18 protein-coding genes are annotated in these 18,567 nt (G+C 72.8%); 12 read left to right on the top strand and 6 right to left on the bottom strand.

Features of this window, described 5'->3' with window-relative positions:
• On the top strand, positions 1 to 1,378 hold a 1,378-nt coding region (locus ACFU97_RS42180), incomplete at its 5' end, for a SpoIIE family protein phosphatase (protein WP_384267532.1).
• Between the two features lie 30 nt (positions 1,379 to 1,408).
• Here ACFU97_RS42180 and ACFU97_RS42175 read toward each other — a convergent pair.
• A complete protein-coding gene (locus ACFU97_RS42175) occupies positions 1,409 to 1,978 on the bottom strand; it encodes an RNA polymerase sigma factor (protein WP_384267530.1) in 570 nt (189 codons plus the stop codon).
• 19 nt (positions 1,979 to 1,997) lie between these two features.
• Between ACFU97_RS42175 and ACFU97_RS42170 the strand changes: the two genes are divergently transcribed.
• The 3 genes from ACFU97_RS42170 to ACFU97_RS42160 all read left to right on the top strand — a co-directional run bounded on the left by ACFU97_RS42170 (position 1,998) and on the right by ACFU97_RS42160 (position 5,568).
• Complete coding sequence (locus ACFU97_RS42170) at positions 1,998 to 3,371, top strand: serine/threonine-protein kinase (protein ID WP_384267529.1); 1,374 nt, start codon at positions 1,998 to 2,000, stop codon at positions 3,369 to 3,371.
• A 126-nt stretch (positions 3,372 to 3,497) separates the two neighbouring features.
• Positions 3,498 to 4,208, top strand: coding sequence for a DUF4232 domain-containing protein (locus ACFU97_RS42165; protein ID WP_384267527.1), 711 nt, complete (start codon positions 3,498 to 3,500; stop codon positions 4,206 to 4,208).
• 106 nt (positions 4,209 to 4,314) lie between these two features.
• The gene (locus tag ACFU97_RS42160) at positions 4,315 to 5,568 is read left to right on the top strand and encodes an SLC13 family permease (RefSeq protein ID WP_384267541.1); all 1,254 of its coding nucleotides are present in this window, start codon (positions 4,315 to 4,317) and stop codon (positions 5,566 to 5,568) included.
• Between the two features lie 9 nt (positions 5,569 to 5,577).
• Here ACFU97_RS42160 and ACFU97_RS42155 read toward each other — a convergent pair whose 3' ends face one another.
• Together ACFU97_RS42155 and ACFU97_RS42150 are read right to left on the bottom strand one after the other, a co-directional pair.
• Positions 5,578 to 7,392 (bottom strand): ricin-type beta-trefoil lectin domain protein, encoded by a 1,815-nt coding sequence (locus ACFU97_RS42155; protein ID WP_384267525.1) that lies wholly within the window; start codon positions 7,390 to 7,392, stop codon positions 5,578 to 5,580.
• 212 nt (positions 7,393 to 7,604) lie between these two features.
• A complete protein-coding gene (locus ACFU97_RS42150) occupies positions 7,605 to 8,516 on the bottom strand; it encodes a helix-turn-helix domain-containing protein (RefSeq protein WP_384267524.1) in 912 nt (303 codons plus the stop codon).
• 63 nt (positions 8,517 to 8,579) lie between these two features.
• Here ACFU97_RS42150 and ACFU97_RS42145 point away from each other — a divergent pair, with 63 nt between their 5' ends.
• The gene (locus tag ACFU97_RS42145; protein ID WP_384267521.1) at positions 8,580 to 9,398 is read left to right on the top strand and encodes a phytanoyl-CoA dioxygenase family protein; all 819 of its coding nucleotides are present in this window, start codon (positions 8,580 to 8,582) and stop codon (positions 9,396 to 9,398) included.
• A 22-nt stretch (positions 9,399 to 9,420) separates the two neighbouring features.
• Here the strand turns inward: ACFU97_RS42145 and ACFU97_RS42140 are convergent, their stop codons facing one another.
• Positions 9,421 to 10,392, bottom strand: a complete 972-nt coding sequence (locus tag ACFU97_RS42140; RefSeq protein ID WP_384267519.1) for an aldo/keto reductase — start codon at positions 10,390 to 10,392, stop codon at positions 9,421 to 9,423.
• Between the two features lie 259 nt (positions 10,393 to 10,651).
• Between ACFU97_RS42140 and ACFU97_RS42135 the strand changes: the two genes are divergently transcribed.
• From ACFU97_RS42135 to ACFU97_RS42105, 7 genes are all read left to right on the top strand, one after another.
• Entirely contained in the window at positions 10,652 to 11,530 is an 879-nt protein-coding gene (locus tag ACFU97_RS42135; protein WP_384267517.1) for an endo alpha-1,4 polygalactosaminidase, read from the top strand.
• 5 nt (positions 11,531 to 11,535) lie between these two features.
• Positions 11,536 to 12,840, top strand: coding sequence for an ABC transporter substrate-binding protein (locus ACFU97_RS42130; RefSeq protein ID WP_384267514.1), 1,305 nt, complete (start codon positions 11,536 to 11,538; stop codon positions 12,838 to 12,840).
• A 23-nt stretch (positions 12,841 to 12,863) separates the two neighbouring features.
• Positions 12,864 to 13,826 (top strand): carbohydrate ABC transporter permease, encoded by a 963-nt coding sequence (locus ACFU97_RS42125; protein ID WP_384267512.1) that lies wholly within the window; start codon positions 12,864 to 12,866, stop codon positions 13,824 to 13,826.
• Positions 13,823 to 14,644: a carbohydrate ABC transporter permease gene (locus ACFU97_RS42120; protein WP_384267509.1), complete on the top strand. Its 822-nt coding sequence runs from the start codon at positions 13,823 to 13,825 to the stop codon at positions 14,642 to 14,644. The genes ACFU97_RS42125 and ACFU97_RS42120 overlap by 4 nt, the downstream gene beginning before the upstream one ends.
• Positions 14,641 to 15,588, top strand: coding sequence for a carbohydrate kinase family protein (locus ACFU97_RS42115; protein ID WP_384267507.1), 948 nt, complete (start codon positions 14,641 to 14,643; stop codon positions 15,586 to 15,588). Before ACFU97_RS42120 ends, ACFU97_RS42115 begins: the two co-directional genes overlap by 4 nt.
• A complete protein-coding gene (locus ACFU97_RS42110; protein WP_384267504.1) occupies positions 15,585 to 16,886 on the top strand; it encodes an alpha-glucosidase/alpha-galactosidase in 1,302 nt (433 codons plus the stop codon). The genes ACFU97_RS42115 and ACFU97_RS42110 overlap by 4 nt, the downstream gene beginning before the upstream one ends.
• 447 nt (positions 16,887 to 17,333) lie before the next feature.
• Complete coding sequence (locus ACFU97_RS42105; protein ID WP_384267502.1) at positions 17,334 to 17,468, top strand: hypothetical protein; 135 nt, start codon at positions 17,334 to 17,336, stop codon at positions 17,466 to 17,468.
• A gap of 12 nt (positions 17,469 to 17,480) precedes the next feature.
• Here the strand turns inward: ACFU97_RS42105 and ACFU97_RS42100 are convergent, their stop codons facing one another.
• The gene (locus tag ACFU97_RS42100) at positions 17,481 to 18,014 is read right to left on the bottom strand and encodes a flavoprotein (RefSeq protein WP_384267500.1); all 534 of its coding nucleotides are present in this window, start codon (positions 18,012 to 18,014) and stop codon (positions 17,481 to 17,483) included.
• Positions 18,015 to 18,040: 26 nt separating this feature from the next.
• Positions 18,041 to 18,499: a nuclear transport factor 2 family protein gene (locus ACFU97_RS42095; protein WP_384267497.1), complete on the bottom strand. Its 459-nt coding sequence runs from the start codon at positions 18,497 to 18,499 to the stop codon at positions 18,041 to 18,043.
• Positions 18,500 to 18,567: the final 68 nt, after the last annotated feature.

The raw sequence follows: 18,567 nt of genomic DNA, 5'->3' as shown, positions 1-18,567 counted from the left end.
CTCCATCGTGGCGACCACCGAGGCCGACGACCTCGCGCAGTGGCTCACCTGGGACCCCCGGCGGCTGGACCGGATCAAGGAGTACGGCATCCACTCGACGATGTCCGTGCCGATCCGGGCCCGCGGGCTGACCCTCGGTGTCGCGGTGCTGTGCCGGTTCCGGCGCCCCGAGGCGTTCACGCCCGACGACGTGCTGCTGGCCGAGGAGGTCACCGCGCGCGCCGCCGTCTGCATCGACAACGCGCGGCGCTACTCCCGCGAGCGGGAGACCGCCCTCGCCCTGCAGCGCAGCCTGCTGCCCCGCTCGCTGCCGACCACGGCCGCGGTCGACGCCGCCTCCCGCTATCTGCCGGCGGCGCGCGCGGGGGTCGGCGGCGACTGGTTCGACGTCATCCCGCTGTCCGGGATGCGGGTCGCCATGGTCGTCGGGGACGTCGTCGGGCACGGCATCCAGGCCTCGGCCACCATGGGCCGGCTGCGCACCGCCGTCCGCACCCTCGCCGACATCGACCTGGCGCCCGACGAGCTCCTGACCCACCTCGACGACCTCGTCGTGCGGCTGTCGGCGGAAGCGGGACACGAGGGCAACCCCGGCGAGGTCGGCGCCACCTGCCTCTACGCCGTCTACGACCCGGTCTCGCGGCGCTGCACCATGGCCCGGGCCGGGCATCCGTCGCCGGTCGTGGTGCCGCCGGGAGGCGAGCCGCGCCAGGTCGACCTGCCCGCCGGACCGCCGCTGGGCCTGGGCGGGCTGCCCTTCGAGTCCGCCGAGCTCGACCTGCGCGAGGGCAGCGTGCTGGCCTTCTACACGGACGGGCTGATCGAGTCCCGCGAGCGGGACGTGGACGCCAGCCACCGGCTGCTGTGCGAGGCCCTGTCGACGTACGCGGACTCGCTGGACGAGACCTGCGACCGCGTCCTGCACCGGCTGCTGCCGACCGGTGGCGCCCCCGACGACGTGGCCCTGCTGCTCGCGCGCACCCGGGGGCTGCCCTCGTCCCAGGTCGCCACCTGGCACATCCCCGCCGACCCCTCACTCGTCGCGCCCATCCGCAAGCAGGTCGTCGAGCAGCTGGAGACCTGGGGGCTTCAGGAGGCCACGTTCACGGCCGAGCTGGTGGTCAGCGAGCTGGTCACCAACGCGATCCGCTACGGCGCCCACCCCATCCGGCTGCGCCTGATCCACGACACGGCGACCCTGATCTGCGAGGTGTCGGACACCAGCCACACCGCTCCGCACCTACGCCGCGCGAAGACCTGGGACGAGGGCGGGCGCGGTCTGCTGCTGGTCGCCCAGCTCACCCAGCGCTGGGGCAGCCGGCACACGGCCGAGGGCAAGACCATCTGGTCGGAGATCGCCCTGCTGGACGAGGCCTGAGGCGCACCGGCCCCACGGCCCACCGGGCCGTCAGGACGCTTCCGTCAGCCAGGGCCTGACCTGCTTGCGCGCCTCGTGCAGCCGCGACTTGAACGTCCCGAGCGGGATGCCGGCCCGCTCGGCCGCCTCGGCGTAGTCGAGCTGGCAGATGTCGCGGTACACCAGCGGCTCGACCAACTGGGGGTGCTCGCGCTCCAGACGGTCCAGCGCGTCCAGCAGATCGAGCCGGGAGCCGGCGATGACGCTGGTCGTGCGCGGGTCGACGTGCCGCTCGGTGTCGATCGCCACCGGCTGCTCGGCCGCGCGCCGCTTGAGCTCGCGGTACTTCTGGCGGCAGCAGTTGGCGACGACCGTGTAGAGCCAGGTGCTGAAGCGGCTGCGGCCCTGGAAGGTGGTGATCTTCCGGGCGACCTGGAGCAGGACGTCCTGGGCCGCCTCCTCGGCGTCCTCGCGACAGGGCAGGAAGCGGGCGCAGCGCCGCAGGACCTCCGGCCCGATCGCCTGGAGCAGTTCCTCCAGGGCCGTCGCGTCGCCCGCGGCGGCGCCACGGGCCAGGTCCTCGGTCGGCGCGACCTGGGGCTCTCCTCGGAAACGATCCACGGCCAGGCATGATAGTCGTATGCATTCCGTCGAGCGCATCGGCCGCTACCGCCTCGAACGGCGCCTCGGCTCGGGCGCGTTCGGCACGGTCTGGCTGGCGCACGACGACGAGCTCGAGGCTCCGGTGGCGGTCAAGGTGCTCGCCGACAACTGGTCGCACCGGCTGGACGTCCGCGAGCGGTTCCTGTCCGAGGCGCGGATGCTGCGCCGGGCCAACTCGGACCGGATCGTGCAGGTCTACGACATCGGTGAACTGCCCGACGGCAGGCCCTACTTCGTGATGGAGTACGCCGACGGCGGCACCCTCGCCGACCTGGTGGCCGACGGCCCGCTGCCCGTGTCCGAGGCGCTGCGGCTGACCGCGCTGGCCGCCCGGGGCGCGGCCGCGCTGCACGCGGCGGGGATCGTGCACCGGGACATCAAGCCGAGCAACGTGCTGCTGTGCGCGTCTCCCGACGGTCCCGCCGGCGCGTCGCGGGTGCTGCTCGCCGACCTCGGCCTGGCCAAGAGCCTGGCGCAGGCCTCGGGCCTCACCCAGGCGGCGGGCTCTGCGGGGTACCGGCCGCCCGAGCAGGCGGAGCCGGGCGAGGGCATCGACGCGCGGGCCGACGTCTACAGCCTGGGCGCGGTCGGCTATCACCTGGTCACCGGCACCGTTCCGGGCGAGCCCGGCAGGGTGGTGCGGCCCGACCGGCTGCGCCCGGACGTGGCCCCCGCGGTCCGGCGGGCGCTGATGCGGGCGCTGGCGCCGGACCGCAGGCGCCGCTGGCCCGGTGCCGAGGCGTTCGCCCAGGAGCTGGAGCGGCTGGTCGCCTCCGGCCACCGGCCGCGCAGGCGCCGTACGGCCGCCGTGCTCACGGCCGCCGTGACCGCCGTCGCCGCCGCCGTCGGGGTGACGGCCTCGCTGGTGAACCGGCACTCTCCGGCCGCGGACCTGCGGGTCGCGGACACGACCGGCCGGGTGGTCGCCGAGGTGCCCGACGGCTGGGGCCGCCAGCTGCGCGACTCCGGCTGGGACCCGAAGGCGCTCGGCCTGCCCGCCGGGCACGAGCCGGGACTGGCCGTCGCGGACCGGCTAACCCGGTGGCAGGACCTGGAAGCCGACGTGAACGGCGTCTTCGTGGGCCTGAGCGAGCACGGCGATCTCACCGCCGCGGTGACCGCCCTCACCCACCCCACCTGCCACTACGACGGCAGCCGCGCCTACGACGGCGCCCGCTGGCGGGGCCGGGTGCGGACCTGGTCCGGCTGCCCGGGCGGCGGTTCGATGACGGAGGCCGCGCTCGCCCCGGCGCAGGGCAGCGCGCAGACTCGGGTCTATGTGCAGATCCGCCAGAGTGGCGGGGCCTCGGCCACCGACCGTGTCCTCGGCTCCGTACGCGTCGGAAGCTGACCGAAACCACACGGCCGGGTGAGAACTTTTCCGACCGTCCGCGCATCGGAGATGTATGACGGGGCACAGAGCGCCGTACGCACATGCCAGGACGTATGCGTGGAATCTCCGGGAGTGTTGAGGAACATGACCATGAAGTCCCCCTCGGTCCACCGGGCGGCGCTGGCCGTGAGCGCGGTCGCCGTGCTGGGCCTGCTGACGGCCTGCGGCAACGACAGCGGCACCTCGGCGAGTTCCCCCGAGACCCTTTCGGGTACGGCCGCGCCCGCCACCGGAAGCCACGGCACCGGCCAGGCGAGCCCGTCCGCCTCCGCGCCGCACAGCGCGGCCGGGGACTCCACCACGAGCACGGACAAGCCCACCTCGACGTCCACCGCACCGGCCAAGGGCGCGTCCACGCCGGCCGGCACGTCCGGCGGCGGCCGGTGCCACACCTCCGAGCTGAAGGCGAGTGTCGGGCGCAACAACCCCGGTGCCGGGCAGGAGAACTTCCCGATCGTGCTGACCAACACCTCCTCCCGCACGTGCACGGTGCGGGGCTACCCGGGTGCCGCCTTCGTCGACGGCTCCGGCAAGCAGATGGGGCCCGATCCGGTGCGCTCCTCGGGCACCCCGGCGACGGTCTCGCTGGCGCCGGGCAGGAGCGCCTGGGCCGGACTGTCGTTCTCCAACCCGGAGGTCAGCGGCGCCCACGCGGCCACCCCGGCCTCGCTGCTGGTCACCCCGCCGGACGAACGGGACAGCCTCACCGTGAGCTGGCAGGGCGGCCAGGTGCCCGTGTCCGGCAACGCCTCCTCGGTGCGGCTGACGGTGTTCAGCCCCGGCACGGGCGCCTGAACGGCGGGGGCGGGGCGGACCACTTACCCGGACCTGTTTTCATTGAAGGTCCCCGCGCTGAACCACCCCGACGGTCCCTGCGCAGAACCGCCGTGAAGGACCCGCCCTGAACACCCCGCTCGCCGAATCGCTGTCCGCCCTGCTGCTCGTCGCCGTACTGGCCTGGGCGGTGGTGCGCCCGAAGGGCCTGCCCGAGGCCGTGCTGGCGGTCCCGGCCGCCGGTGTGGTGCTCGCGACCGGGGCGATCTCCCTCGATCACGCACGGGCCGAGCTCGCGAGCCTCGGCCCCGTCGTCGGCTTCCTGGCGGCGGTGCTGGTCCTGGCGCACTTCTGCGACGTCGAGGGGCTCTTCGAGGCGTGCGGCGCGTGGATGGCGCGGCGCGCGGCGGGCTCCCCCGGGCGGCTGCTCGTGGCGGTCTTCGTGCTGGCCTCGGTGATCACGGCCGTACTCAGCCTGGATGCCACCGTGGTGCTGCTGACGCCGGTGGTGCTGGCCACCGCGGCGCGCGCGGGGGTGCGGGCGAAGCCGCATCTGTTCGCGTGCGCCCATCTGTCCAACACGGCCTCGCTGCTGCTGCCGGTCTCCAATCTCACCAACCTGCTGGCGTTCGAGGCCAGCGGGCTGAGCTTCACCCGGTTCGCGGCGCTGATGGCGCTGCCGTGGGTGGCCGCGATCGGTGCCGAGTACCTCGTCTTCCGGCGCTGGTTCGCCGGCGACCTGTCCGTCTCCGTCCACGAGCCCGCATCCGGTGCGGCTCCCGAGCTGCCGCTGTTCGCGCTGGTCACCGTGGGGTGCACGCTGGCCGGGTTCGTGGTGGCCTCGGCGGTCGGCATCGAGCCGGCCTGGGTGGCCGCCGCCGGGGCCCTGGTCCTGGCGGTCCGTTCGCTCGTACGGCGGCGGACCACTGCCCTGTCGGTGGTGCGGGCGGCGCAGCCGGCGTTCCTGGCTTTCGTCCTCGCGCTCGGCGTCGTGGTGCGGGCGGTGGTCGACAACGGCCTCGCCGGCGCGCTCGGCCATGTGCTGCCCGGCGGCTCAGGACTGCTCGCGCTGCTCGGCATCGCCGTCCTGGCCGCCGTGCTTGCGAATCTGATCAACAACCTGCCCGCGGTGCTCGTCCTGCTGCCGCTCACCGCCGCGGCGGGCCCCGGAGCCGTCCTGGCCGTGCTGCTCGGGGTGAACATCGGCCCGAACCTCACCTACGCGGGATCGCTGGCGACGCTGCTGTGGCGGCGCATCCTGCACCGGCACGACGAGGAGGTCCGGCTCACGGAGTTCACCCGTCTGGGCCTGGTCGCCACCCCGGCCGCGCTCGTGCCGGCCGTGGCGGCGCTGTGGCTGTCGCTCCAGGTGGCCGGCTGAGCGCCGCGGTCAGTGGCGGCCACCACCGCCGTGTCCGTCGTAGCGGCCGCCGTCCCAGCCGCAGGAGTACGGGTTGTAGTAGCAGTACGGGTTCGCCGGGTACGAGCTCGTCGGCGTCGGCTGCGCGGTCGTCGGGGGCGCGGACGGCGTCGGTGTGGGGCTGGGGGTCCTGGATGCCTTCGGGGTGGGCCCGGCCGGCGTGGTCGGCGCGTGGCTGCCGTCGGCGTCCCAGTTGACCACCTGCATCTGCAGGTCGGGCTTGGACGTGTCGAACACCCAGCGCTGCACGTCGCTGCCGTCGCGGTTCTTCGCGACCAGCGCGCCGGAGCCGTCGGTGGCGGCGGGGGTGAGCGCCAGGTCCTGGTTCCAGCGCGGCACCAGGGTGCCCTGAAGGGTGAAGTCGTAGCGGACGTTCTTGCCCTTCGGCTCGGAGTTGCCCGTGCACGGGACGAGCCGCACCGAGAAGCCGAGGTGGGAGTCGAGGCACAGGCCGGGGTCCGTGACGCTGCGCAGCCGGCCGTCGGACTCGTACGACCACTGCTGGGCGTCCGCCGAGGTGCAGCTGGCCAGTTCGGCCTCGGCTCCGTCGACGGGCTTCTTGCCGACGACGGCGACGCACAGTCCGGAGCCGAGGTTGTGCAGCCGGCCGCGCAGGGTGCCCCGGGCGCCCGTGCTGGTACCGACCCAGGACGGGTCGGCGGTCGGCGTCGCCTTGCCGCGGCCGGGCGCCGGTGCCGGGTGGCCGCCGGCCGTGGTGGTGCCGTCGGGGCCGAGGACCGACCACAGGACCAGCGGCAGGACGATCAGTCCGCTCACCGTCAGGGCGGCCAGGGCGACGTTGCGGCGGCGGGCGGCGGCGCGGCGCCGGGCCGCCTTGTGGGCCGAGCGGCGGGAGGCGGCGCGGCTCCCGGGGCGCGGGCCCGCGGGGTGTACGGGGGCGAAGGGCTCGCCCGGTATCGGCGGGACGGGGACTTCCGGGGGAAGCGGGCCGGGGTCCTCGGGCCAGGCGGTGCGGGCCTCCACGTAGGCCCGCGCGCCCCAGCCGAGCACCGCCTCCGCCAGCGCCGGGCCGAGTCCGTGGTTGAACTGGGCCAGCTGGTCGGCGGTGTGCATGCAGTGCCGGCAGCGGGAGAGGTGGGCGGCGAGGTCGGGGTCGATGTCGGAGCCGCCACGGCGGTAGGTCACGTCGAGCATCCGCAGGAAGCGGCGGCACTCCTGCTCGGGGGCGAGTTCGCGGTGGACCTGGAGGCATTCCTCGCGCAGCCGTTCGCGGGCCCGCTCCAGTTCGACGTGCGCGTCCTCGACCTCCAGGCCCAGCAACCCGGCGGGCACGTCGAGCGGTTCGGCCTCGACCTCGATGTGCCACAGCAGGCAGCGGGCCGACTGGGGCAGCCGCTGGAAGGCACCGGAGAGCAGACGGCGGCCGGGTGACGGGAGCAGCAGGGCCGCGGCGCGCTCGCCGCCCGCGCACAGTTCGAGGTTGAGGTGTTCCCGTCTGTGGTCGTTGTCCCATTCCGCCGCTATCCGGCGCACGGTGACCAGGAGTTGGGGCCGCCAGGCGGAAGTGGGCCCGTTCTGCCGCAGCGTCTCGCCGAAAAGGCGGGTGAATGCGGCAGTTGTGAGCATTCCCGCGGAAGGGGCGCCGTCTGTGCACAGCCGGGCATACGCGAATCCGGCTTCCCAGTGCCGGTCGAGGAGTTCGCCGACGGGTTGCAGGGCCGGCGTCGTGCCCGTCCACTTCTTGAGTTCGGCGCTCAGTTGCTCGTCCGTCACGTCGAACCGGCGGTCGGACCTGGGGGAATTCGACAGGCCGGTGTCTTTCACGGCTGCATTCCTCTCGGGGCGTGCGGCATAAAGTCCATACCAACTGGTATGGGAACCCGGCGGAATTGTCCCTGGCCGTGCGCCGACAGGGCACACCTTTCCACAGGTCAGGGAGGCCTAACAAGAGATCAGGCGGTTTTGCGTAATGCCCGCCGGTCGGCGGCTATTGACGAATCGTCAATCGATCTGCTCGACGGTCGGGAAAGGGCGTTCTACTGCGTCTCCGGCTCCAGCCATTGGCCTCCCGCCCGGTAGGCACCGGGCGGAACCCCGTACCGCTCGCGGAAGACCCGGTTGAAGTGGAAAGGGCTGGCGAATCCGGAGGCCGCGGCCACCCGGTCCACGGACAGACCGGTGCTCTCCAGGAGCCGGGCGGCGTGCCGCAGCCGGGCCTCGCGCAGCGCCCGCATCGGGGACCGGCCGACCTGCCGGGTGAACAGGTGCGCGAACCGTGAGGGCGAGAGGGCGACGCTGCGGGCGAGCCCCTCGACGGTGTGCGGGGCGCCCGGATCGGCGGCGATCAGCTCCTCGGCCCGGCGCACCCGGGCGTCGATGCCGGGTGGCGGCGCCGGCGGGCGCGCGGCGGCCGCCGTGAGCAGCACGATCTCCTCCAGCGAGGACAGGGCGAGCTGCCGCGCCGCGGTGCCGTGCGCGACGGCGACCCGGTCCTGCGGGGCGGTGACGGGCGGAGACCCGGTGCCCGTCCAGCGGGCGTCGGCGAGCATCCGCGCGAAGGCCGCGCCGACGCGCGCGTGCAGGGCGGCGGGCGTCGGCGTGACGGCGAACAGCCCGTCGCCGCTCTCGTAGGGACGCAGCCAGGGCGCCCAGGACGGGCGGGCCTGGCAGTGGGCCCACCAGAACTGCCAGCTGCCGGCGCCCGGTTCGACCGCGTAGTCGTGTCGCACGCCCGGCGCGAGAACCACCAGGTCCCCCGCGCCGGCCCGCGCCTCGGCGGCTCCCTGGCGCAGCCGGCCGCGCCCGCCCGTGGTCCAGGTGAACAGCCAGCTGTCGGCGCCGCGCGGCCTGGTGACGTCGTACCCCTCGGGCTGGTCGTAGCGGCCGACCACGACCAGGCCGGGTGGCGGCGCAGCAGTCTCGGGCAATCCGTCAGCGTTCACGGGCATCCTCCTCGAGTTCCCCGCGGCCTAGCGTGACGAGCGTAGGACAGCCGACCGAGGAGTGGACGCATGACAGTCACGGAAAGGAGCGCCGCCGGTGCCCCGCTGCTGACCCGGGAAGGGCTCAGGCGGTTCGAAAAGAACGGCTTCACGGTCCTGCGCGGGCTGTTCGGGCGCGACGAGATCGACCGGCTCTGCGCGCACTTCGCGCGGCTGCACGCGGCCGGTCCGGTGCCCGGGCACTTCCGGCCGCGTGTCTCCGAGGACCCGCTGGCGGCGTATCCCCGGGTGATGCATCCGCACGAGATCAGCGAGCCCGCGCGCCGCGTCCTGCTGGACGCCCGGCTCGGCGCGGTGCTGGAGGTGCTGCTCGGCGAGGAGGTGCTCGCCGCGCAGAGCATGTTCTACTTCAAGCCGCCCGGCGCCCGGGGCCAGGCGCTGCACCAGGACAACTTCTATCTGCGCGTGGAGCCGGGCACGTGTGTGGCGGCCTGGGTGGCCTGCGACGTGATCGACCGGGTCAACGGCGGTCTGGAGGTCGTCCCCGGTACGCACCGCATGGACGTGTTCTGCCCCGAGGAGGCGGACGCGGAGGTGTCGTTCGCGCGGGAGTACGTGCCCCCGCCGCCGGGCCTGGCGGCCGTGCCGGTCGACATGGCGCCGGGGGACGTGCTGTTCTTCAACGGCAGCCTGGTGCACGGCTCGCAGCCCAACCGCTCCGCGGACCGCTTCCGCCGGTCGTTCATCGCCCACTACGTCGGCCGGTCCGCCGAGCGCATCGGGACGCACTACCGCACCCTGACGATGGACGGCACGCGCGTGCCACTGCCCGTGAGCGAGGGGGCGGGCCCGTGCGGCACGGAGTTCGCACCGCGGGGACCCCACTAGGCCGGGCACGCCCTGGCCCAGGTCAGCCGTGTCCGACGATCGCGTGGGGCGCGTACGGCTGCTGCAGCTCCTCGAGCTCCTTGTCGCTGAGCTCCAGCTCGACCGCGGCCACCGCGTCCTCGATGTGGTGCGGCTTGGCGGCACCGACGATCGGGGCCGCCACCGTGTCCTGGTGCAGCAGCCAGGCGAGGGCGACCTGGGCGCGCGGGACGCCGCGGTCGTTCGCGATGCGGGTGACGGCCTCGACGATGGTGCGGTCGCCGTCCGGGTAGAGGCGGCTGCCGAAGTTGTCGTTGGCGCTGCGCTCCGTCACGGTGCCCCAGTCCCGGGTGAGCCGGCCGCGTGCGAGCGGGCTCCAGGGCAGGACGCCGACGCCCTGGTCGGCGCAGAGCGGCAGCATCTCGCGCTCCTCCTCGCGGTAGAGGAGGTTGTAGTGGTTCTGCATGGACACGAACTTCGTCCAGCCGTTGCGCTCGGCGGTGTACTGCATCTTGGAGAACTGCCAGGCGAACATCGAACTCGCCCCGATGTAGCGGACCTTGCCCGCCTTCACCACGTCGTGCAGGGCCTCCATCGTCTCCTCGACCGGGGTGTGCGGGTCGAAGCGGTGGATCTGGTAGAGGTCGACGTAGTCGGTGCCGAGCCGGCTGAGGCTGTGGTCGATCTCGGACAGGATCGCCTTGCGCGACAGGCCCGCGCCGTTGGGTCCGGGCCGCATCCGGCCGTTCACCTTCGTGGCGAGGACGATCTCGTCACGGTGCGCGAACTCGCGCAGCGCCGCACCGACGATCTCCTCGCTGGTGCCGTCGGAGTAGACGTTCGCCGTGTCGAAGAAGTTGATCCCGGCCTCCAGCGCCTGCCGGATCAGCGGACGCGAGGCGTCCTCGTCGAGGGTCCACTCGTGCGTGCCGCGGTCGGGCAGTCCGTAGGTCATACAGCCCAGACAGATCCGTGACACGTCGAGGCCCGTCGAACCGAGCTTCACATACTGCATCGTTGCTGCTCCTGCCTTCGGGATCGGGTATCAGTGGCGAGCGTACGACGTGAGGTCCCGTGCGCCTCCGCTTCACCTTCCCCACTTGACGGCGGGCGGCACCGGACGATTTCATCCAGGGACGTGCCGCCGCGCGCAGCGGGGCACACAGAGGTGCGCCCAGCCGGTAGCGGACGAGCTCCAAGTCCGGCCCAAGTCGCCAGGACCGACCGGACACCCGGTCCGAGGCGGGGTCGTACCCGCGATTGATGGAGCGGACATGCCCGTCAAGGGTGTCTACCGCGTCGGAGGTCTCGGGACGACCGTCGGCGCATGTGTTCTTCTCGTCGCCGGACTGTCGGCGTGCGGATCCTCCCCCGCGCCGTCGGGCTCGCCGAGCGGTTCCGCGAAGGCTTCGGGCACGTCCGGCGCGAAACCGGCGGCCGCCGGCGTGCGCCTGCCGCCCCGGCACGCCGGCTTCGACTACCAGATCGGCGGCGCCTATCCCCCGCCGGCGGACGTCCGCATCGTCAGCCGCGACCGCACGGCGCCACCGGCGCCCGGCCTCTACAACGTCTGCTACGTCAACGCCTTCCAGGCCCAGCCGGACGAGACCGGCTCCTGGCCCGCCGACCTGCTGCTGCGGGACGCCAAGGGCAAGGTCGTCGTCGACGAGGACTGGGGCGAGGCACTGCTAGACATCCGCACCCCGGCCAAGCGCGCCCGCGTGGCAGCACGGGTCGGCAGGTGGATCGACGGCTGCGCGGCCAAGGGCTACGAAGCCGTCGAGCCCGACAACTACGACAGCTACACCCGCTCCCGGCACCTGCTGACCGCCAACGACGCCACCGCCTTCATCACGCTCCTGGCGCGGCGCGCGCACGCCCGGCACCTGGCGATCGGGCAGAAGAACACGGTGGAGCTGGCCGGGCTCAGGAAGCGGGCGGGGCTCGACTTCGCGGTGGCCGAGGAGTGCGCCGAGTACGACGAGTGCGGGACGTACGCGAAGGCCTTCGACGACCGGGTCCTGGTGATCGAGTACTCGGACGGCGGGTTCCGCAAGGCGCTGGCGGGCTTCCGGGACCGGCTGAGCATCGTCCGCCGGGACGTGATGGTGTCGACGCCGGGCAGCGGCCACTACGTCCGCAGGGCGGGGTGAGCGCGATGACCGACGGCATGACGCGTCGCCGGCTGGTGCTGGGCGCCGCCTCCGCGGCCTCGGCCGCCGCCGTGAGCGGGTGCGCCGGCGGCGGCTCGGACGGGGTCGGCGCCGACGGCAAGGTCACCGTGGAGCTGTGGCACGGACAGGCGGACACGGCCCGCAAGGCGCTGGAGAAGCTGGTCGACGAGTTCAACCGCACGCATCCCTCGATCCGTGTCGACGCGGGCGGCGGCGGGGTCCTGTCCGACGCGATGCTGCAGAAGGTGACCGCAGCGCTCGCGGCCGGCTCCTACCCGGACATCGCCTACATCTTCGGCTCGGACCTGGCCAGCGTGGCGCGCTCGCCGCGCGTGGTCGACCTGACCGACGCGATGCGCGGCGGGCCGACGCCGTGGAGCTCGTACTGGAAGCCGGTGCGCGAGGCCGTGACGGTCAACGGCCAGGTGCGGGCGGCGCCCGCCGTGCTCGACTCGCTCGCGGTCGTCTACAACCGCACGCTGTTCCGGCGGGCCGGTGTCCCCTTCCCGAAGGCCGGCTGGACCTGGGACGAGTTCACCGCCACCGCGCGGAAGCTGACCGACTCCGGCCGCGGCGTCTTCGGCACGGGCTGGCCGGGCGTCGGCGACGAGGACACCGTCTGGCGGCTGTGGCCGATGATCTGGGACCTCGGCGGGGAGGTCGTCGCCGCGGACGGCAAGCACATCGGCTTCGCGAAGCAGGGTGTACGGGCGCTGGAGACGGTCGCCCGCCTCGCCCGCGACAAGAGCGTCTACGTCGACATGAAGACCGGCAGCGAGCAGATGTACCAGGTCTTCCTCAGCGGCCGGATGGCCATGGTCCCCACCGGGCCCTGGCAGTTGCCGGACATCATCACCGCCGGCGTCGACTACGACGTGGTGCCGCTGCCCTCGTACAGCGGGCGGGCGGTGACCATCTCGGGCCCGGACACCTGGACGGTGTTCGACAACGGCAGCGCGCGTTCCCGGGCCGCCCAGGAGTTCGTGCGCTGGATGATGCAGCCCGCGCAGGACGTGCGCTGGGACGCCTCGGCGGGCAGCCTGCCGCTGAGCACGGCGACCGCCGCCCGGCCGGAGTGGCGGCGGCACAGCGCCGACACCACGGGCCTGGGCGTGTTCACCGACGCCCTGCGCTCCGCCCGCGTCCGCCCCATCCACGCCGCGTACCCGCAGATCTCCCAGGCGCTCGGCGAGGCGGCCGTCTCCGTCCTGCTCGGCCGGGACTCCCCTGCGAACGCCGTGCACCGATGCGCCGAGAAGGCCGATGCGGCCCTGCTGATCCCCAGGTGACTTCCCCGGTACGGGAGACCGTCATGTCCACACTGCCCCGCGCCCTCACACTCGCCCCACAGGCACCTGCCGTCCCGGCCGCCGACCGGCGGGCCGCCCGCCGCCGTGCCCGCCGCGAACGGGCCACAGCCTGGGCCTTCATCAGCCCGTCGGTCGTGGTGATCCTCGGCCTGAGCATCGTCCCCGTCGTCTGGTCGCTGCTGCTGTCGTTCCGCGCGGACGACCTCGTCACGCCCGGCCGCTGGGTCGGCCTCGACAACTACCGCGCCCTCGTCCAGGACCCCAACTTCCGTACGGCGGTGGGCAACACGCTGCTGTACTCGGCGCTCTACGTCCCGCTCAGCCTGGTCGGCGGGCTCGCCCTCGCGCTGGCCCTCAACCGCAGCATCCGCTTCATCGGGCTGTACCGCACCCTGGTGTTCATCCCGTTCGTGGTGTCGGCGACCGCCCAGGGCGTGCTGTTCTCCTTCATCCTCGACCCCGACTTCGGCGTCGCCAACGCGCTGCTGCACCATCTCGGCATCTCCCGGCAGGGCTTCCTCTCCGACCCCGGCCAGGCCCTGTACCTGCTGGTCCTCATCTCCCTGTGGAACGGCGTCGGGTTCTGCGTCGTCGTCTATCTGGCGGCCCTCCAGGACGTGCCGCCCGAACTGGTGGAGTCGGCGCGGCTCGACGGCGCGAACCGCCGCCAGATCCTGTGGAACGTCACGCTGCCCGCGCTCACGCCGGTCACCGTGTTCCTGCTGCTGTGGCAGCTCATCACCGCGCTGCAGGTGTTCGACCTGATCTACGTCACCACCAAGGGCGGCCCGCTCGACTCCACGACCGTCGTCGTCTACTTCGTCTGGCAGCAGGCCTTCCAGCTCTTCACCGCCGGATACGGGGCGGCCTCGGCGTACGTCCTCGCGGTGGCGCTGCTGCTGGCGGGCGGCGCCCTGCATCTCCTGCGACGCCGGCAGGGCCGTACGGAAGGAGCCGCCCGATGAGCGCGCGCCGTACGACGATCGGCTGGCACCTGCTGCTCGCCCCGCTCGCGCTGGCCTTCGCGCTGCCGCTGGTGTGGCTGCTGCTGAGCTCGGTGATGTCGGACGCGGAGATCAACCGCTTCCCGCCCGCGCTGTGGCCCGACGGCATCCATCTGGGCGGCTACCGCTATGTGCTCGGCAACGCGATGTTCCCGCGTTGGTTCCTCAACTCCCTGATCGTGTCGACGGTCGCGGTCGCGTCGAACCTGTTGTTCGGCGCCCTGGGCGGGTACGCGTTCGCGCGGATGCGGTTCGGCGGGTCGCGGCTGATGCTCGGGCTGATGCTGGCGACGATGGTCGTGCCGTTCCAGCTGACGATGATCCCGACGTTCCTGGTGATGAAGTGGTTCGGGCTGATCGACACGCTGGGCGCGCTGATCGTGCCGTCGCTGGTGACGCCCTTCGCGGTGTTCCTGTTCCGGCAGTTCTTCCTCTCGCTGCCGCGCGAGATGGAGGAGGCCGCCTGGATCGACGGGTGTTCGCGGCTGCGGGTGCTGTTCTCGATCGTGCTGCCACTGGCCCGGCCCGCGCTCGCCACGGTCGCCGTCCTGACCTTCCTGACCGCGTGGAACGACCTGTCGTGGCCGCTGATCGCCATCAACCACGACACGCAGTACACGCTCCAGCTGGGCCTGACCACCTTCCAGGGCCAGCACCACACCAAGTGGTCCGCGGTGATGGCGGGCAACGTGATCACGGTGCTGCCCGTGCTGATCGCGTTCCTGCTCGCCCAGAAGACGTTCGTCCAGTCGCTCACGTCGAGCGGGATCAAGGGGTGACAGAAGTGTCGTACGACCTGCTGGTGATCGGGGACGTCAACCCCGACGTGGTGCTCGGCCCGGTGCGCGGGCTCGAGTTCGGCCAGCGCGAACAGCTCGTGGAAAACGGCCGGTTGGTGCTGGGCGGGTCCGCGGCGATCATGGCGTGCGGGGCGGCCCGCCTGGGGCTGCGGGTCGCCTTCGCGGGGCGGGTGGGCGACGACGCGGCGGGCGCGTTCGTGCGCCAGGCCCTCGCGGCACGCGGCGTCGACGTCAGCCATGTCGTCGTGGACCCCCAACTGCCCACTCCGCTCACGGCGATCGTGACCACGGGCGACGGCGAGCGCGCGATCCTCACCTCGTCCGGCTGCCTGGCCGCGACGGGTCCGCAGGACGTGCCGGCCGAACTGCTCGCCGGGGCCCGGCATGTACACGCGGCCTCCTTCTTCCTGATGCCGCGCCTCGCCCGGTCGCTGGCCGACGTCTTCGCCGAGGCCCGCGCGCACGGGGCGACCACCTCGCTCGACACCAACGACGACCCCGCCGCCCGCTGGGACCGCGCCCCGCTGGACCCGGTCCTCAAGGTCACCGACGTGCTGCTGCCGAACGCCGCGGAGGCCCGTGCCCTGTCCGGGCTGGACCGACTGACCGATGCCGCACAGTTGTTGACCCGCTACGGCCCGACGGTCGTCGTCAAGGACGGGGCGGAGGGCGCCCTCGCCTGCGCCGGCGGCGAGCCGCTGCGCGTCGGGGCGGTGCCCGTCGAGCCCGTGGACGCGGTGGGCGCCGGGGACAGTTTCGACGCCGGTTTCGTCGCGGCGCGGCTGCGCGGACTGGAGCTGCGGGCGTCCGTCCAGATCGCCGTCGCGTGCGGCTCACTGTCGACGCGCGGCCACGGCGGTACGGCGACGCAGCCGACGTGGGACGAGGCTTGGGCCGCGTCCGACCTGAAAGGGACCGAATGAAGATCGCCTTCGTGGGGGCGGGCAGCGTGGTGTTCACGCAGGGCCTGCTGGCGGACCTGTTCGCCTTCCCCGAACTCGCCCACGCCCGCATCGCGTTGCACGACATCGACCCCGAACGGCTGGCGACCGCGGAGGGCGCCGCCCGCCACATCGCGGAGGTACGGGGGGCGAAGCCGGCGATCTCCGCGCACCTGGACCGGCGGGCGGCGCTGGCGGACGCCGACTTCGTCGTCAACATCGTCCAGGTCGGCATGGACGCGGCCACCCGCACCGACTTCGCGGTCCCGGCCCGCCACGGCGTGCGCCAGACCATCGGCGACACGCTCGGCATCGGCGGCATCTTCCGGGCGCTGCGGACATTCCCCGTCCTGCGGGGCATCGCCGAGGACATGGCCGAACTCTGCCCGGACGCGCAGCTGTTGAACTACACCAACCCGATGGCGATGAACGTGCTCTATCTGAGCCGGATCGCTCCGCGGCTGAAGGTCACCGGCCTGTGCCACTCGGTGTACTGGACGATGCACGATCTCTCCGCCCTGGTGAACGTGCCCTTCGAGGAGGTCAGTTATCTGGCCGCCGGCGTCAACCACCAGGCGTGGGTGCTGCGTTTCGAGCGGGAGGGGCGGAACCTGTACCCCCTGCTGGACGAGGCGATCGCCCGCGATCCCGGTCTGCTGCGCCGGGTCCGCGTGGACATGTACCGCAGGCTGGGCCACTACCCCACCGAGACGAGCGAGCACTCCTCCGAGTACGTGCCCTGGTATCTGCACCACGACAGTGAGATCGAGCGGCTCCGGCTGCCGGTCGGCGCGTACCTGGAGATCATCAAGGAGAACGCGGCGAGCTACGAGCAGACCCGCGACGCCCTCGCGGCGGGCCGGCCGCTGCCGGTGGAGGGCACGCTGGAGTACGCCCCGCAGATCATCCACAGCACGGTCACAGGCACGCCCCGCACGGTGTACGGCAACGTCCCCAACCGCGGCCTGATCGCCAACCTGCCGGCCGACTCGGTGGTCGAAGTGCCGTGTCTGGTGGACTCGTCTGGCGTTCAGCCGACCCGCGTCGGTGCGCTGCCCCCGCAGTGCGCGGCACTCAACAGCGCCTACGTCTCCGTCACCGACCTGGTGGTCCGCGCCGCCACGGACGGCGATCCCCGCCACATCAGACACGCCGCGATGGCCGACCCGGCAACGGCCGCGGCACTCCCGGTGGAACGCATCTGGGACCTGTGCGACGACCTCGTACGGGCCCACGGAGACCTGCTGCAGCCGGAACTGCGCGCGGAACTGGGGCACTGACGGGCGGACGACCGGGCGCGGGGATGCCCGGGGCTGCCCGGGGCTGCTCCTGGCGCGATGACTTCCGGGGTGTCGCGGGGTCCGCGGCGAGGTGGAGGTCCCCTCCGCCGATCCCCGCTTCCTTCCGTGTCTCCCCCGCCACCGCGCGGCACCTGCGCGAGCAGCTGGACGGCTTCGGTGCGCTGGTCGTCGGCCGCCGTCTGTTCGACGTCGCGCAGGGCTGGGGCGGCAGTCATCCCTTCGGGGTGCCGGTCTTCGTCGTGACCCACCGGGCACCCACGGACTGGGACCACCCGGACGCCCCGTTCGCGTTCGTCACCGACGGCCTGGACAGCGCGGTGCGCCAGGCCAAGGCGGTGGCCGGGGAGCGTGCCGTCGGGGTGGCCGCGGGCGATCTGGCCCGGCAGGCCCTGGACGCCGGGCTGCTGGACGAGATATGTCGACCTCGTGCCGGTGCTCCTGGGCGGTGGCACCCGCCTCGTCGGGGACCTCGCCAAGGCGCCGGTCGCGCTCTCGACGCCGCGCGTCGTCGAGAGCGCCGGGGTCACCCACCTCTGCTTCACGGTGGACGGCGACGCCTGAGGTGAGTGGGCGTCAACCGCGGGCCAACAGCTCCAGAGCCCGTTCCCAACCGAACTCCGGTCGGGAGCCGTCCTGTTCGGGATCGCCCGAGTACGGCTCGCCGAACCGCACGCCCATCCCGCGCAGCCGGGTCAGGCTGTCCTGGTAGGCGGGGTGGGCGGCCAACGCGTCGGCCACGCACGGGAGTACGGCGACCGGGACGCCCAGGCCGTAGCTCTCGCAGAGGGTCGCCACCGCCAGGGTGTCGGCCAGACCGGCCGCCCACTTGTTGATCGTGTTGAAGGTGGCGGGCGCGACGACGACGGCGTCCGGCGGCGGAAAGGGCCGCGGATCACCGGGAGTTCGCCAGGCGGAGCGGATGGCGCGGCCGGTCTGCGCCGCGACCGCGTCGGTGTCGAAGAAGCCGTTCATGGCGACCGGCGTCGCGATGACCCCGACCTCCCAACCCCGCGTCTGCGCGGCGGTGATCAGCTCGCCGACGTCGGCGGCGATGCCCGCGGCGCAGACGACGACGTAGAAGAAGGGTTTCCCGGCCTGTTCGGTCATTCGGGAACCCTACTGAGCCGGGAACCCTACTGAAGGGGGAAGGTCCGGCCGCGTTCGGATTCGGGGCGCGGGCCGTGGATGCGGCGTTCCTTCTCCTCGATCGGCACGTCGTTGATGCTGGCCTCGCGGCGGGTCATCAGGCCGTGCTCGTCGAACTCCCAGAGTTCGTTGCCGTAGGAGCGGTACCACTGGCCGTCGGCGTCGTGGCACTCGTACTGGAAGCGGACGGCGATGCGGTTGCCGTCGAAGGCCCACAGGTCCTTGCGCAGCGCGTAGTCCAGCTCGCGCTCCCACTTGGCGGTGAGGAGCTCGACGATCTCGGCGCGGCCGGTGACGAACGCGTCGCGGTTGCGCCAGACCGAGTCCTCCGAGTAGGCGAGCGAGACCTTGTGCGGGTCGCGGGTGTTCCAGGCGTCCTCGGCGGCCTGCACCTTCTGCGCGGCCGTCTCTCGGGTGAACGGGGGCAGGGGCGGACGGTCGGCCATGAGATTCCTCCTCGACGGGCGGACGACGGCGGAGAACGTGCGTTCTCCGACCGGCTGCTACCGTAGGA

It is taken from the genome of Streptomyces sp. NPDC057616, assembly GCF_042800575.1.
Lineage (GTDB): Bacteria > Actinomycetota > Actinomycetes > Streptomycetales > Streptomycetaceae > Streptomyces.
This window is presented reverse-complemented; position numbering and strand designations above follow the sequence as displayed.

Coding starts and splice junctions, on each gene's coding strand:
- ACFU97_RS42145 (WP_384267521.1), top strand. CDS start 8,580: ATGACAGTCACGGAAAGGAGCGCCGCCGGTGCCCCGCTGCTGACCCGG.
- ACFU97_RS42150 (WP_384267524.1), bottom strand. CDS start 8,516: ATGCCCGTGAACGCTGACGGATTGCCCGAGACTGCTGCGCCGCCACCC.
- ACFU97_RS42135 (WP_384267517.1), top strand. CDS start 10,652: ATGCCCGTCAAGGGTGTCTACCGCGTCGGAGGTCTCGGGACGACCGTC.
- ACFU97_RS42130 (WP_384267514.1), top strand. CDS start 11,536: ATGACCGACGGCATGACGCGTCGCCGGCTGGTGCTGGGCGCCGCCTCC.
- ACFU97_RS42170 (WP_384267529.1), top strand. CDS start 1,998: ATGCATTCCGTCGAGCGCATCGGCCGCTACCGCCTCGAACGGCGCCTC.
- ACFU97_RS42095 (WP_384267497.1), bottom strand. CDS start 18,499: ATGGCCGACCGTCCGCCCCTGCCCCCGTTCACCCGAGAGACGGCCGCG.
- ACFU97_RS42165 (WP_384267527.1), top strand. CDS start 3,498: ATGACCATGAAGTCCCCCTCGGTCCACCGGGCGGCGCTGGCCGTGAGC.
- ACFU97_RS42100 (WP_384267500.1), bottom strand. CDS start 18,014: ATGACCGAACAGGCCGGGAAACCCTTCTTCTACGTCGTCGTCTGCGCC.
- ACFU97_RS42125 (WP_384267512.1), top strand. CDS start 12,864: ATGTCCACACTGCCCCGCGCCCTCACACTCGCCCCACAGGCACCTGCC.
- ACFU97_RS42140 (WP_384267519.1), bottom strand. CDS start 10,392: ATGCAGTATGTGAAGCTCGGTTCGACGGGCCTCGACGTGTCACGGATC.
- ACFU97_RS42120 (WP_384267509.1), top strand. CDS start 13,823: ATGAGCGCGCGCCGTACGACGATCGGCTGGCACCTGCTGCTCGCCCCG.
- ACFU97_RS42110 (WP_384267504.1), top strand. CDS start 15,585: ATGAAGATCGCCTTCGTGGGGGCGGGCAGCGTGGTGTTCACGCAGGGC.